Here is a 15342-nt window from a genome sequence, read left to right on the forward strand (position 1 = left end):
CCAGGAAAGGAACCAGCCATGAAAATGACCACCGAGGAAGCCTTCGTCAAAGTTCTCCAGATGCACGGCCTCGAACATGCCTTCGGCATCATCGGCTCGGCCATGATGCCGGTGTCGGACCTGTTCCCCAAGGCCGGGATCAAGTTCTGGGACTGCGCCCATGAAACCAATGCCGGCATGATGGCCGATGGCTTCAGCCGTGCGACCGGCACGATGTCGGTCGCAATCGGCCAGAACGGCCCAGGCGTCACCGGTTTCATCACCGCGATCAAGACCGCCTACTGGAACCACACGCCGCTTTTGATGGTGACGCCGCAGGCGGCCAACAAGACGATCGGGCAGGGCGGCTTCCAGGAAGTCGACCAGATGGCGATGTTTGAGGAAATGGTGTGCTACCAGGAAGAGGTGCGCGATCCCTCGCGTATTCCTGAGGTGCTCAACCGCGTCATCGAAAAGGCCTGGCGTGGCTGTGCGCCTGCGCAGATCAACATCCCGCGCGACTATTGGACCCAGGTAATCGACGTCGACCTGCCGGCGATCGTCCGCTTCGAGCGTCCCGCCGGTGGACCGCAGGCGATTGCGGAAGCCGCAAAGCTGCTGTCGGAGGCGAAATTCCCGGTTATCCTCAATGGTGCCGGTGTCGTCATCGGCAATGCCATTTCCGATTGCATGAAGCTTGCCGAACGCCTCGACGCGCCGGTCTGCTGCGGCTACCAGCACAATGATGCCTTCCCCGGCAGCCATCGGCTGTCGGTCGGGCCGCTCGGCTATAACGGCTCGAAGGCAGCGATGGAGCTGATCTCCAAGGCCGACGTCGTGCTGGCGCTCGGTACCCGGCTCAATCCCTTCTCGACGCTTCCGGGTTATGGCATCGACTACTGGCCGAAGAATGCTTCGATCATCCAGGTCGATATCAACGTCGACCGGATCGGGCTGACCAAGAAGGTGTCGGTCGGCATCTGCGGTGATGCCAAACAGGTCGCCCGCCAGATCCTCGAGCAGCTCTCGCCGTCAGCCGGCGATGCCGGGCGCGAAGAGCGCAAGGCGGCAATCCACCAGACCCGGTCAGCCTGGCAGCAGCAGCTCTCCTCGATGGACCATGAGGATGACGATCCGGGCACGGAATGGAACGAGAGCGCACGCTCGCGCGAGCCGAACCGCATGTCGCCGCGCCAGGCTTGGCGGGCGATCCAGGCGGCTCTGCCGAAAGAGGCGATCATCTCCACTGACATCGGCAACAACTGTGCGATCGGCAACGCCTATCCAACGTTCGAGGCGGGCCGGAAGTATCTCGCACCGGGCATGTTCGGTCCCTGCGGCTACGGTTTCCCGTCGATCGTCGGCGCCAAGATCGGTTGCCCTGATGTGCCGGTCGTCGGCTTTGCCGGCGACGGTGCTTTCGGGATCTCGATGAACGAGATGGGTTCGATCGGCCGCGAAGGCTGGCCGGCGATCACCATGGTGATCTTCCGCAACTACCAATGGGGTGCTGAAAAGCGCAACACGACGCTCTGGTACGCCAACAACTTCGTCGGCACCGAGCTCAATCCTAACCTCTCTTACGCCAAAGTGGCCGAGGGCTGCGGTCTGAAGGGCGTTGCCGTCGATACGGCGGCAGCCCTCACCGAGGCGCTCTCCAACGCGATCGCTGACCAGAAAAAGGGTGTCACGACCTTTGTCGAAGTCATCCTCAACCAGGAACTCGGCGAACCGTTCCGGCGCGACGCGATGAAGAAGCCGGTGCCGGTTGCCGGCATTGATCGTAACGACATGCGTCCGCAGAAGCGGGCCTGAGCCGACCCGTTTGCCCGATGCCCGCCCGGAAAAACCGGGCGGGCTGAACTTCCCGCGAGCGACCGGAATGACACCATGACCTTTACCGCCTCCGTCCACCAACGTTTCCGCAGCATGCCCTCGGGCCTCGCTACCTATTGGCCGGGCTTCGCCGTCACAGCGGCGGTCGCCGTCGCCGCCCAGTTTCTCTCCGATCACTACGGCGCGCCGGCCATGCTGATGGCGCTTTTGCTCGGCATCGCCTTCCACTTCCTCTCCGAGGAAGGGCGCTGCGTCGCCGGTATCGATTTCTGTGCCAAGAAGGTGCTGCGCATCGGTGTGGCGCTGCTCGGCATGCGGATCAGCGTCGACCTCCTGATCGGGCTTGGTGCCGGCACGATCCTGCTGCTCGTCTCGGCGATCGCGGCGACCATCGGCTTCGGCCTGCTCGCCGCAAAACTGCTCGGTCGCGGTTGGCGGCTGGCGCTCATCACCAGCGGTTCGGTCGCCATCTGTGGCGCGTCGGCGGCGATGGCGATCGCCGCTGTGCTGCCGAAGAACGAGTTTTCCGAGCGCAACCTGATCTTCACCGTGCTCTCGGTCACGGTGCTCTCCACCCTTGCCATGATCGCCTATCCGATCATTGCCCAGACCATGGGGCTTGATGCACGCGCGACCGGCATTTTTTTCGGCGGCACCATCCATGATGTGGCCCAGGTCGTCGGCGCCGGCTTCTCGGTTTCGCCGGAGGCGGGGGAGACGGCGACGCTCGTCAAGCTGATCCGCGTCACCATGCTGGCGCCGGTCGTGCTTATCTTCTCGCTGGCGCTGCGCCATATCCCGCAGCCCGAGGGCGAGACCGGCAAGCCCCCGCCGCTTCTGCCTGGCTTCGTCGTTGCCTTCCTGATCTTTGCAGCCATGAACTCGTTCGGCTTCGTGCCGGAACTGGTGGCCAAGGCTGGCATGGAAACCTCCCGCTGGGCGCTTCTCGCCGGTATCGTCGCCGTCGGCATGCGCACCTCACTTCGACGCGTTCTCGACGTCGGCGGCGATGCGGTCGCGCTCATCGTCGCCGAAACCGTCTTCATCGCCCTCTTCATTTTCGTCGGCATTCACTATCTGGGGCACGCCTGATGAAACCGCTCGACCGCATTCTCGAAACCGCGAAATCCGCGCCGCGCCATATCGTGCTTGCCGAAGGGGAAGACCCGCGCATCGTCGAGGGGGCCTTGCGCGCCGTGCGCGCGGGCATTGGCGAAATCACGCTGGTCGGCCGCCGGAGCGTCGTTCAGGAGCGGCTGGAGGCCGTCGGTGGCGAGCCAGGTGAAGTCCGCATCGAGGATCCGGCGTCGTCGGCGCTGACCGAGCGCCTGGTGAACGCCTATCATGAACTCCGCCGAAGCAAGGGCATTGACGAGGTAGCGGCGGCCGCAGCCGTGCATTCGCCGCTCGTCTTTGCCGCGATGATGGTGCGCGAGGATGCCGCCGACGGCACGGTTGGCGGGGCGGTCGCGACCACCGCCGATACGGTACGCGCCGCGCTCCAGACCATCGGTCGCGCGCCGGACGTTGGCCTGGTGTCGAGCTTCTTTCTGATGATGCTGTGCGCGCCGCATCACGCAAAGAAGGGCGCTTTCGTCTTTGCCGATTGCGGCCTCGTGGTGGATCCCGACGCTGTCGGCCTCGCCGACATCGCCGTTACATCCGCGCGTTCCTTCGAGGCGCTTGCCGGCAAGCCCGCGAAGGTGGCGATGCTCTCGTTTTCCACTGCCGGCAGCGCTGCGCATGAGCGCGTTTCCAAGGTGGTGGAGGCGACCAGGCTCGCCCATGCCGCAGCACCCGGTCTCGTCATCGACGGCGAACTGCAGTTCGACAGCGCCTTCGTCGAGGCCGTCAGTGCCGCCAAGGCCCCCAACTCGGCGCTCAACGGCGAGGCCAATGTCTTCGTCTTCCCGAACCTTGATGCGGCGAATATCGGCTACAAGATTGCGCAGCGGATCGGTGGCGCCACCGCCATTGGCCCCATCCTGCAGGGGCTCGCCAAACCGGCCAACGACCTCTCGCGCGGCTGCAGTGTCGACGATGTCTTCCACATGATCGCCGTCACCGTTGTTCAGGCCTCCGGCGGCAAATCGAGTGGGTAGGCGGAAGAAGGCCGACAGCTCACGCTGCCGCTTTCGCAAGACCACGCGCAATGTCGAAGAAGGCGCTGACAAGCTTGCCGTTGCTGCGTTCGCGCAGACAGATCAGCGCTTCGTCCATCAGCATTTCCGGCGCATTGATCCGGATCGGAACGAGACGATTGTCCTGACCGAATTCGGCCGAGGAGACGAAACCAACCCCGCCGCCGGCCGCCACGATCTCGCGCACGGCCTCACGGCCTTCGGCTTCGATGAGCGGCGTCAGAGGCACGCCGCATTGTTCGGCCATCGCTTCCAGTTTCTGCCGGGTCTTGGAGCCCTGTTCGCGCATGACGAGCGGGTGTCTGGCGAGTTCAGAGAAAGTGACCGTCTTCTGTCCCGCAAGCGGATAGTCGCGGCTGGCAAAAGCGATGATCGGCGTCGAGTTCAGTTTCAGGATGTCGAAATCGCTCGATTGCGGGATCTCGCCGAGTACGCCGATATCCGCCTCATAGGCGTGCAGGCTGGTGATGACCGTCTCGGTGTTGCCGGAATCGATCGAGACCTGCACCGTCGGATAGGTACGTCGGAAGGCGGCGAGGATGTGCAGCAGGTGGTGCGCGGCGTCCGCCACGATGCGCAGCTTTCCAGCCCTCAGTGCCCGCGATTCCGAAAGAAGATCTAGCGCCTGCTGTTCGACATCGAACATCCGGCGGGTCACTTCGAGAAGCTGCTGGCCCGACTGGGTCAGCGTTACCTGCTTCTTGTTTCGGTTGAAGAGCAGGACGTCGTACTCCTCCTCGAGCTTGCGCACCTGGTCGGACACCGCTGGCTGGGTGAGGAACAGCGCTTCCGCCGCGCGCGAGAAGCCGCCGTGGATTGCCACATTGTGGAAGGCGCGAAGCTGGACATAGCGCATGCGTGCGACGCCTCATCAGAATAGATTTGATCTATGGATTCATTAAAACGAACGATTTGATTTATGTAAAGCGGAGAAGGATAGTTTTCGGATTCCATCCTCTTTCCGGAGCGCGCCCATGAACCTCCCGGCTGTCGCCCTCGACCTTGCCGCCGCCACCGTCCTGTTGCTTTACGCCGTCAGTCTCGTGAAAAAAGGCGTCGAAGCGACGGCGGGCGATATCGTCGCGCGCACCGTCGGCGGTGCTGGCGGCCGGCCGCGCGCCGCCATCTGCGGCTGCGTGGTGGCGATTGCCCTACAGAGTTCGACGGCCGTCGCCATGCTTGCCGCCGGCTTTGCCGTCAGCGGGGCGCTGGCGCTCGACACCGGTCTCGCGGTGCTGCTTGGCGCCGATCTCGGCTCGGCGCTCGTCGTCAAGATCCTGTCCTTCGACCTGCATTGGCTGGCGCCGCTCCTGATCGCGGCCGGCGGTCTCGTGCATCTGAAGGCATCGAGCCGCAAGTGCGTCGAAGCCGGACGCGCCGTACTCGGCATCGGCCTGTTGCTCCTGTCGCTCCAGATGATCGGTCATGCGACGCAGCCGCTTGCGCAAAGCCCGGTCCTGCCCTCCGTCGTCGCCTTTATCGGCAAGGACGCGCTGACGGTGATGATCCTCGCTGCGTTTTTCACCTGGGCGCTGCATTCGAGCGTGGCCGCCATCGTGTTGATCCTGACCTTCGCCGCGAAGGGCATCGTGCCTGTGGATGTCGGCATTCCGCTGGTTCTCGGGGTCAATATCGGTGGTGGGCTGATCGCGCTCTGGCTGACGCGCGGCCTGCCGGTCGAGGGCCGGCGCCTGCCGCTCGGCAACCTTCTCTTTCGCGCCTTGTTCGGCGCAACCGTCTTCGGCGTTTTCTCGTTGCATGCCCCCTTCGACTGGCTTCCGGGAGAGACGGCGGCCGCAAAGCTCGTCAACCTGCATGTGCTTTTCAATGCCGCCCTTGTTCTCGTCGGGATGGCCTCCTGCGGTCTGATGGCGCGTCTTGTCCGGTTGTTCATGCCGGATGCCGCCGGCGCCGGCGCCGGCGACCGATCGGTCCATGTCTGCGCACTCGACCGCACGCTGATCGACAAGCCGCCGCAGGCGCTTGCCGCTGCGGCGCGCGAGGTGTTGCATATGGGCAATCTCATCGCCCGAATGCTGGAGCCGGTGATGACGGTCATCCACGCGCCAACGCTGGAGGCCGTAAAGGCGCTGCGAAGCATCGACGGGGAGATCCACCGCGCCCACAGCGAGATCAAACTTTACATCGCCGCCGTCAACCGAGGTAGCCTCACAGAAGACCAATCCCGACGTGGCATCGAGCTCACAGAGGCGGCAATCCATCTCGAATATGCCGGCGACGTGGTCGCAAAAAGCCTCCTGCAAATGGCCGAGGAGCGGCTGGAGGGAGCGGGCGCCTTCTCACAGGACGGGTGGCGCGAACTCACTCTGCTGCACGCGGCCGTGTCTTCCAACGTCAGGCTCGCAGCCAATCTTCTCGTTTCGCCCGACCCGGTGATCGCCCGCGAGATGGTCCGGCAAAAGGAACATGTACGCCGTCTGGTCGAGGAGAGCAGCAAGAGCCATCTGGAGCGGCTTCGCCAGGGTGTAGCGGCCAGCATCCTTTCGAGCGACATGCACTTGGAGATCGTGCGGGCGCTGAAGGAGGTCAATTCGCTGGTGACCACCATGGCCTATCCGCGCCTGCGCGAGAGCGGCGACCTGCTCGAAAGCCGGTTGGTTCCCGCCGCGTAGAAAGTATAAATCAGATCGATAGATTGATACAAAAGAACGATTTTACAGATAGATGTTTCCGCCCCATTGTCGTTCTCGAACACGCCAACCGCGAGGACGGACAATGCCAAACACCGCTTCTGACAGAACCATCGCGCCCCTGGAAACGCCGAGGCTCGGCGAGCCCTATCTCTTGACGCCCGGCCCGCTGACGACGGCCTACGAGGTCAAGGAAGCCATGCTGCGGGACTGGGGCTCCTGGGATGGCGACTTCCGGGCGATGACCGCCAGGCTGCGCCGCGACCTGCTCGACATTGCCGGCGATACCAAGGGCGAGTTCGATTGCGTGCCGATGCAGGGCAGCGGCTCGTTTTCGGTCGAAGCCATGCTCGGCAGCTTCGTGCCGAAGGACGGCAAGGTGCTGGTGCTGATGAACGGCGCCTATGGCAAGCGCATCACCCAGACGCTTACCTATCTCGGCCGCGACCATGTGACGATCGACAAGGGCGACTACATGCCGCCCCGCGGCGCCGAAGTCGCCGCCGCTCTCGATGCCGACCCTGATATCACCCATGTCGTCGTCGTACATTGCGAGACGAGCTCCGGTATCCTCAATCCCCTCAAGGAAATCTCCGACACCGTCTATTCTCGCGGCCGCAAGCTGCTGGTCGATTCCATGAGCGCCTTCGGCGCCGTGCCGGCCGGCATCAGCGATTTCCGCTACGAGGCCATCGTCTCCTCGGCCAACAAGTGCATCGAGGGCGTCCCAGGCTTCGGCTTCGTGATTGCCCGCAAGAGCGAGCTGGAGGCCGCCAAGGGCCGCAGCCATTCGCTCAGCCTCGATGTGCATGCCCAATGGGACTACATGAACAAGACCGGCCAATGGCGCTTCACGCCGCCGACCCACGTGGTCGCTGCCTTCCTCGAAGCGCTGCGGCTGCACCGCGAGGAGGGTGGCGTCGCCGGCCGCGGCGCGCGCTATGCCCGCAACCGCGATGTCATGGTCGCCGGCATGCGCGAGGCCGGCTTCGAGACGTTGCTGGCAGACCAGTGGCTGTCGCCGATCATCGTCACCTTCTTCAGCCCGGCCCATCCCGCCTTCGTCTTCGATCGCTTCTACGAACTGATGAAGGACAAGGGCTTCATCATCTATCCGGGCAAGCTGACCGTGGTCGACAGTTTCCGCGTCGGCTGCATCGGCCGCATGGACGAGCACGTTATGCGCCGTGTGGTCGCAGCTGCTCGTGAATCCCTCAATGAAATGGGCGTCGACAGTGCCGCCCCGCCGGCGGTCGCCCTTGAGGAACGCCGCCGTCTCGCTGCCTGAACAAAGGGAATTCCAATGAACCAGATGTCCAAGATCACCGTCACCGCCAACCGCCGCACCTATCCGTGGCCGAAGGTTCCGGCCATCGCCATCTGCCTTGACGGCTGCGAGCCGGCCTATCTCGACGAAGCCATCAAGGCCGGGCTGATGCCTACGCTCGAACGCATCCGCAAGACCGGAACGGAGCGCACAGCACTCAGCGTCATCCCGAGCTTCACCAATCCGAACAACCTTTCCATCGCCACCGGCCGGCCGCCGGCAATCCACGGCATCTGCGGCAACTATCTCTATGAACCGCAGACCGGCAACGAAGTGATGATGAACGACCCGCGCTTCCTGCGCGCGCCGACCATCTTCAGCGCCTTCTACGATGCCGGTGCGAAAGTTGCCGTGGTGACGGCGAAGGACAAGCTGCGGGCGCTGCTCGGCCACGGCCTAAAGTTCGACGAGGGCAGGGCGATCTGCTTCTCGTCGGAAAAGTCCGACAAGACGACCAAGGCAGAAAACGGCCTCGACAATGCATCGGCCTGGCTCGGCCGCCCCGTCCCGGAAGTCTACTCCGCCGATCTCTCCGAATTCGTCTTTGCCGCCGGCGTCAAGCTGCTCAAGGAGTTCCGGCCCGATGTCATGTACCTAACGACGACCGACTACGTGCAACACAAGTATGCGCCGGGCGTGCCCCAGGCGAATTCCTTCTATGAAATGTTCGACAAATACCTGACCGAGCTCGACGCGCTTGGTGCGGCGATCATCGTCACCGCCGACCACGGCATGAAGCCGAAGCACAAGGCGGATGGGTCGCCTGACGTCGTCTACGTTCAGGACCTGCTCGATGAATGGCTCGGCAAGGACGCCGCGCGCGTGATCCTGCCGATCACCGACCCCTATGTCGTGCATCACGGCGCGCTCGGCTCCTTTGCCACGGCCTATCTGCCTGAAGGAGCGGACAAGGAGGAGATCATCGAGCGCCTGAAGGCGATCGAGGGCATCGACGTCGTGCTCTCCCGTCCGGAAGCCTGCGTGCGCTTCGAGCTGCCTGATGACCGCATCGGCGATCTCGTGCTGATCTCGACCGAAAACAAGACGCTCGGCACCAGTGAGCATCGCCACGATCTCGCCGCCCTCAACGAGCCGCTGCGCTCACACGGGGGGCTGACGGAACAGGAAGTGCCCTTCATCGCCAATCGCAAGCTTCCCGAACTTCTGACGGCCGGCACGCTGCGCAATTTCGACGCGTTCTTCTACGCGCTCGTCGCAGCGGCGCAAAGTGCACATTAGGGAGGACGCGATGACCAAGGTGGAAACGGCATTTGCAATTCGTCATGAGCCGATGCGGATCGCCGGCAAGGCGGTCGATACCGAAGGGCGCATCGAGGTGCATTATCCCTGGAATGACGCCGTCATAGGCACCGTTCCGGCGGGCAACGCCGAGCATGCCCGCAAGGCCTTCGAGATCGCCGCGGCCTACCAGCCGAAGCTGACACGCTACGAACGTCAGCGCATCCTGCTCAAAGCCGCAGACTTGCTGGTTGCCCACAAGGAGGAGATTTCCGATCTGATCACGCTGGAGCTCGGTATCTCCAAGCAGGATTCTCTTTACGAAGTGGGCCGCGCCTTCGACGTGCTGACGCTGTCGGGCCAGATGTGCATCCATGACGATGGCGAAATCTTCTCCTGCGACCTCACCCCGCACGGCAAGGCGCGCAAGATCTTCACCACCCGCGAACCCTTGACCGCCATTTCGGCGATCACGCCCTTCAACCATCCGCTCAACATGGTGGCGCACAAGGTGGCGCCGGCGGTCGCGACCAACAATTGCGTCGTCTTGAAACCGACCGAGCTGACGCCGATGACGGCGCTCGTCTTCGCCGACATCCTCTATGAGGCCGGCTTGCCGCCAGAGATGCTCTCGGTCGTGACCGGCTGGCCGGTCGATATCGGCATGGAGATGATCAACAACCCGAACTTCGATCTCATCACCTTTACCGGCAGCGTGCCGGTCGGAAAGCTGATCGCTGCACACGCCCATTACAAGCGGCAGGTGCTGGAACTCGGCGGCAATGACCCTCTGATCATCCTCAACGACCTCTCGGATGCCGACCTCGCAAAAGCGGCGGATCTCGCCGTTGCCGGTGCGACGAAGAATTCCGGTCAGCGCTGCACGGCGGTGAAACGCATTCTGTGCCAAGAGAGCGTCGCCGACCGTTTCGTTCCGCTGGTGCTGGAGCGGGCGAAAAAGCTGAAGTACGGCGATCCGATGGATCGTGCGACCGAACTCGGCACGGTCGTCCATGCCCGCGCGGCGGAAGTCTTCGAGCAGCGCGTGTACAAGGCTGCGGAAGAGGGGGCAGAAATCCTCTACAACCCCGGCCGAAAGGGCGCCCTGCTGCCGCCGATCGTTGTCGACCGCGTCGCGCATTCGAGCGAACTGGTGATGGAGGAGACCTTTGCGCCGATCATCCCGATTGTCCGTGCGCCCGATGACGACGACGCGCTGATCGCGCTGTCGAACTCGACGGCCTTCGGCCTTTCCTCCGGCGTCTGCACCAACGACTTCCGGCGCATGCAGAAATACATCGCCGGGCTCAAGGTCGGCACCGTCAACATCTGGGAAGTACCGGGCTACCGCATCGAGATGAGCCCCTTCGGCGGCATCAAGGATTCCGGCAACGGCTACAAGGAAGGCGTCATCGAGGCGATGAAGAGCTTTACCAACGTCAAGACATTCTCTTTGCCATGGTGATCTCAAGCGTTTCCCCCGCTGACTCACCCTTCTGGGAGCCGCCTTGGCGGCTCCCTTTTTTATGGTCCAGTGCGTCTACCGCATCGTCGTCGGTGCGCAATCGTAGATATGCCCCTTCATTCGGCAGATCGTGCGTAGTTGTATCGAAACCTGCCGCCGCCTTGATCTATCGCGGCTTGTCATGCCCAGTTCTGCGGCAAATCATCCATAGTTTTAATCTTCTGAACGATAAGAATAATAAATTTTACTTACAGGAAACGGCTGCGCAGAATGTTTCCCGAAGCCGATCACAAGAGGGCAACGACAAGATTGCCCGCCGCGCTTCCCCGGTTTTACCAGGACCTCAGAGGAGAACTTCAATCATGAACAGACGCATGCTCTTTGTGCTTGCCGGCGCCGTTTCCGCTGTGCTTCCTGCCATCGCTGCCGCTGAAACCCAGCTCACCGTCTACACCGCTGTCGAAGCCGTAGACCTCGACCGTTACAAGGCGACCTTCGAAAATGCCCACCCGGACATCAAGATCAACTGGGTGCGCGATTCCACCGGTGTCATGACCGCCAAGCTGCTTGCCGAGAAGGACAATCCGCAGGCCGACGTCGTCTGGGGGCTCGCGGCAACCTCGCTGCTGCTCCTGAAGACCGAAGGCATGTTGGAGCCTTACCAGCCAAAGGGTGTCGAGGCACTCGATCCGAAATTCGTCGACAAGGACATGCCGCCGAGCTGGGTCGGCATGGACGCCTATGTTGCGGCCCTTTGCTACAACACGGTCGAGGGCGAAAAGCTCGGCCTCAAGCCGCCAACGAGTTGGAAAGACCTGACGAAGCCTGAATACAAAGGCCATGTGGTGATGCCGAACCCCGCATCCTCGGGTACCGGTTTCCTCGACGTCTCGGGCTGGATGCAGATGTGGGGTGAAGAGAAGGCCTGGGATTTCATGGACAAGCTCCACCAGAACATCTCCGCCTACACCCATTCCGGCTCCAAGCCGTGCAAGATGGCAGGCGCCGGCGAAGCGGTGATCGGCGTGTCCTTCGAGTTTCCGGGCGCCAAGGCCAAGAGTGCCGGCGCACCGATCGACATCATCTTCCCCGCGGAGGGTTCAGGCTGGGAGGCGGAGGCAACCGCGATCATCGCCGGCACGGCAAATCTTGAAGCGGCAAAGACGCTCGTCGACTGGTCGGTCACCAAGGAAGCCAACGAGATGTACAATGCCGGCTATGCGGTCGTTGCCTATCCGGGCGTCGCCAAGCAGGTCGAACACCTGCCCGACGACATCGCATCCAGGATGATCGTCAACGACTTCGAATGGGCCGCCAACAACCGCGCGGAAATCCTCAAGGAATGGCAGAAGCGCTACGACGCCAAGTCTGAGCCGAAGAGCTGAGCCTGACCGTCCGGGCGTAGCGCCATCGCGCTGCGCCCGTTCGCATTTCTCTCAAGAAATCCCTCAAGCCAGCGGAGCTTGCAGATGAGGCATGCCCTGTCGATCGAACCGACGCCCACCAGCCGTCAGCACTTCGCCGATGACGCGGCCGCTGAGCCGGCTCCCTATTTGCAGATCTCTGATCTCTGGAAGACCTATGGCGATTTCGTTGCGCTCCGCGACATCTCGCTCTCAATTGCCAGGGGCGAGTTCGTCTGTTTCCTCGGCCCCTCCGGCTGCGGCAAGACAACGCTGCTCCGCGCCATCGCTGGCCTCGACCTCCAGACGCAAGGGACCATCCTGCAGGACGGCCGCAATATCTCGACGCTGCCGGCCTCCAGCCGGGACTACGGCATCGTCTTCCAGTCCTACGCGCTCTTTCCCAACCTGACGATCGAGCAGAACATCGCCTTCGGCCTGGAAAACACCGGCCGATCAAAGGCGGGGGTCGCGTCCCGCGTCGCCGAATTGCTGGAAACAGTAGGCCTGTCGGCTCACGGCAAGAAGTATCCGGCCCAGCTTTCCGGCGGCCAGCAGCAGCGCATCGCGCTTGCCCGCGCCATCGCTATCTCCCCTGGGCTGCTGTTGCTCGACGAGCCGCTTTCGGCGCTCGACGCCAAGGTCCGGGTGCATCTTCGCCATGAGATCAAGGCGCTGCAAAGGAAGCTCGGCGTCACCACCATCATGGTCACCCACGACCAGGAGGAGGCGCTCGCGATGGCCGACCGGATCGTCGTCATGAACCACGGCGTCATCGAGCAGGTCGGCTCGCCCACCGAGATCTACCGTCACCCCGAAACGCTATTCGTCGCCGATTTCATCGGTGAGACCAACCAGTTTCCGGCCCATATTCTCGGGGACGGCGCGGTCGAGATCGGCCACTCGGCTTTCTGTTGCTCGACCGAGGATTTTTCGGCCGGCCATGCGGCAACGGCCGTCGTTCGTCCGGTTGATATCATCCCGCACGGGGCCGATGCGCACGCTGCCAATGCCATCGACCGGCCGGCAACGCCGCAGAACCTGATCGATGCCGAGGTGCTGGAAATGGAATTCCTCGGCATGTTCTGGAGGACGCGTCTGACCGCGCCACGCCTCGGCGAGCGCACGCTTGTCGCCGATTTCTCCGTCAATGCTGTCCGGCGTCTCAGGATCGAGACGGGCGGCGCCATCCAGGTGGAAATCCCGCGGGACCGTCTTCTGCTCTATCCAAGGGGTGCGTGACGATGAACATGGTCCTCGAAGCACCTCATCTTCCCCTGATCGGCAAGCGTTTGCGCCAGGAAGCCTCGCGGGACGACCGTATCAAGCTGGGTTTCATGGCCGTCATCGGGCTCTATCTGATCGTGGCGCTCGGCGCGCCGCTCTCCGTGATGCTGTCGAAGTCGCTTTCGACCTATCGGTTCGACCTTGCAGCTTTCGAATTCCAGATGAGCGACGAGAAGGGGGCGAACTGGGGGCCGGTCGCCAGTGCCGCAGACCTGAACCGGGAGCTCGGAGCGGTGGCGGAGGCCGAACTTTCCAGCAGTTCCGACGGACGCCTGGCGGCCACAAAATTCTTCCCGGACTTCAAGTTTCGCAGTCCGGTTCACTATCGTATTCGCGGCACGACCGACGATGCGGCCTTCCTTGTCGGCTCCACCCTGGAAAAGGGGACGGAGTGGCGGGAATACGATTCGGGCACCTTCCGGCGCGTCGTGCTGCGGCCCGCACGTGCCCTGGGTTTCACGAATTTCACGACCTACTTCTCGACGCCAGCGCTGGCACAGTCGATCTACAATTCCGTATTGATGGCGGTGATCAGCACAGTGTTCACGATCTCGATCGCCTTTGCGCTCGCCTACGGGCTGACGCGAAGCTGCATGCCACTGAAGGGTCTGTTCCGCGGCATCCTGACGATCCCGATCCTGGTGCCGTCGCTGCTGCCGGGCATCGCACTCGTCTATCTGTTCGGCAATCAGGGCATCTTCAGGGATTGTCTGCTGGGCTATTCGATCTACGGGCCGATCGGCATCGTCATCGGCTCGATCTTCTTCACCCTGCCACACGCCTTTCTAATCATCCTGACGGCGCTCTCCATCGCCGATGCCCGGCACTATGAGGCTGCCGCGTCGCTCAAAGCCAGCAAGTGGCGAACCTTCACCACCGTCACGGTGCCCGGCGCGCGCTTTGGTATCGTCTCGGCGGCTTTCGTCGTCTTCACCCTGGTCATCACCGACTTCGGCTTGCCCAAGGTGATCGGCGGGCAATACGGCATGCTGGCCGTCGATATCTACAAGCAGGTAATCGGCCAGCAGAATTTCGAGATGGGTGCGGTCGTTTCCGTCATCCTGCTCGTACCGGCTGTTCTTGCCTTTGTCGTCGACCGGCACATGCAGAAGCGACAAGTGGCGCTGCTCTCGGCGCGCGCCGTGCCTTACACGCCGAAGCCCAACGCGCGTCTGGACGGGCTATGCTTCGCCTTCGCCTGTTTCGTCAGCCTCTTCATTCTCGGCATGATCGCCATGTGCCAGATCGCGGCGGTGGTGAAGTTCTGGCCCTATGACCTGACACTGACAGCCAAGAACTTCGCCTTCGACTTGATGGATGGTGGCGGCTGGGCGGCCTACAGCAATTCAATCCGGCTCGCGCTGCTGACGGCACTCTTTGGCTCGGTCGTCGTCTTCGCTGGCGCCTATATGGTCGAAAAGGCCGACGGCTTCCGCTTCGGTCGCGGCGTCTTCCATTTCCTGGCGATGATGCCAATGGCCGTACCCGGCATGGTGCTCGGCCTTGCCTATATCTTCTTCTTCAACAATCCGGCCAATCCGCTGCACACGATCTACGGCACGATGACGATCCTCGTCGTCTCGACGGTGACGCATTTCTACACCGTCGCGCACCTGACGGCGCTGACAGCGCTGAAGCAGATGGATCCGGAGTTCGAATCCGTCGCTGCCTCGCTCAAGAAGCCCTTCCACCGGCTGTTCTTCCGGGTCACGGTGCCCGTCTGCCTCCCGGCGATCCTCAACATCGCGATCTATCTCTTCGTCAACGCGATGACGACGGTCTCAGCGGTGGTGTTCCTCTATTCGACGGACACCAAGCTTGCGTCGGTCGCGGTGCTCAACATGGACGATGCGGGTGACATTGCGCCGGCTGCGGCCATGGGCATGATGATCTTCTACACCAATGTCGCGGCCAAGCTCGTCCATGCGCTGATCGCGCGCGGCCTGCTCGCCCGCACCCAGGCCTGGCGCTAGCCGGCCCAGCCTCTCGCAAAGTGGGTCGCCTTCCTTCGTTC

The 15342-nt window shown here is 62.7% G+C and carries 11 protein-coding genes; 10 read left to right on the top strand and 1 reads right to left on the bottom strand.

Annotated features, from left to right (window positions below):
* Positions 1-18: 18 nt before the first annotated feature.
* The 3 genes from xsc to pta all read left to right on the top strand — a co-directional run bounded on the left by xsc (position 19) and on the right by pta (position 3917).
* Positions 19-1794 carry a sulfoacetaldehyde acetyltransferase gene (gene xsc / locus BLU35_RS16705; RefSeq protein ID WP_093233777.1) on the top strand — a complete coding sequence of 592 codons (1776 nt, stop codon included), beginning with the start codon at positions 19-21 and terminating at the stop codon, positions 1792-1794.
* A 75-nt stretch (positions 1795-1869) separates the two neighbouring features.
* Positions 1870-2907: a YeiH family protein gene (locus BLU35_RS16710; RefSeq protein WP_093233778.1), complete on the top strand. Its 1038-nt coding sequence runs from the start codon at positions 1870-1872 to the stop codon at positions 2905-2907.
* Entirely contained in the window at positions 2907-3917 is a 1011-nt protein-coding gene (gene pta / locus BLU35_RS16715; RefSeq protein WP_093233779.1) for a phosphate acetyltransferase, read from the top strand. Before BLU35_RS16710 ends, pta begins: the two co-directional genes overlap by 1 nt.
* A gap of 19 nt (positions 3918-3936) precedes the next feature.
* On the opposite strand, the gene BLU35_RS16720 is transcribed toward pta, so the two are convergent.
* Positions 3937-4812: a LysR substrate-binding domain-containing protein gene (locus BLU35_RS16720; protein WP_093233780.1), complete on the bottom strand. Its 876-nt coding sequence runs from the start codon at positions 4810-4812 to the stop codon at positions 3937-3939.
* Between the two features lie 118 nt (positions 4813-4930).
* On the opposite strand from BLU35_RS16720, the gene BLU35_RS16725 reads away from it, so the two are divergent.
* From BLU35_RS16725 to BLU35_RS16755, 7 genes are all read left to right on the top strand, one after another.
* The gene (locus BLU35_RS16725; RefSeq protein ID WP_093233781.1) at positions 4931-6589 is read left to right on the top strand and encodes a Na/Pi cotransporter family protein; all 1659 of its coding nucleotides are present in this window, start codon (positions 4931-4933) and stop codon (positions 6587-6589) included.
* A gap of 103 nt (positions 6590-6692) precedes the next feature.
* On the top strand, positions 6693-7895 hold the full coding sequence (locus BLU35_RS16730) for a 2-aminoethylphosphonate--pyruvate transaminase (protein ID WP_093233782.1): 1203 nt from the start codon (positions 6693-6695) through the stop codon (positions 7893-7895).
* Positions 7896-7910: 15 nt separating this feature from the next.
* Positions 7911-9173 (top strand): phosphonoacetate hydrolase, encoded by a 1263-nt coding sequence (gene phnA / locus BLU35_RS16735; protein WP_093233783.1) that lies wholly within the window; start codon positions 7911-7913, stop codon positions 9171-9173.
* 10 nt (positions 9174-9183) lie between these two features.
* Entirely contained in the window at positions 9184-10638 is a 1455-nt protein-coding gene (gene phnY, locus BLU35_RS16740) for a phosphonoacetaldehyde dehydrogenase (protein WP_093233784.1), read from the top strand.
* A gap of 362 nt (positions 10639-11000) precedes the next feature.
* Positions 11001-12023 carry a putative 2-aminoethylphosphonate ABC transporter substrate-binding protein gene (locus tag BLU35_RS16745; protein WP_176907293.1) on the top strand — a complete coding sequence of 341 codons (1023 nt, stop codon included), beginning with the start codon at positions 11001-11003 and terminating at the stop codon, positions 12021-12023.
* Positions 12024-12107: 84 nt separating this feature from the next.
* Complete coding sequence (locus BLU35_RS16750) at positions 12108-13283, top strand: putative 2-aminoethylphosphonate ABC transporter ATP-binding protein (protein ID WP_093233785.1); 1176 nt, start codon at positions 12108-12110, stop codon at positions 13281-13283.
* An 8-nt stretch (positions 13284-13291) separates the two neighbouring features.
* The gene (locus tag BLU35_RS16755) at positions 13292-15301 is read left to right on the top strand and encodes a putative 2-aminoethylphosphonate ABC transporter permease subunit (protein ID WP_093233786.1); all 2010 of its coding nucleotides are present in this window, start codon (positions 13292-13294) and stop codon (positions 15299-15301) included.
* Positions 15302-15342 lie beyond the last annotated feature (41 nt).

It is taken from the genome of Sinorhizobium sp. NFACC03 (genome assembly GCF_900103435.1).
GTDB lineage: Bacteria > Pseudomonadota > Alphaproteobacteria > Rhizobiales > Rhizobiaceae > Ensifer.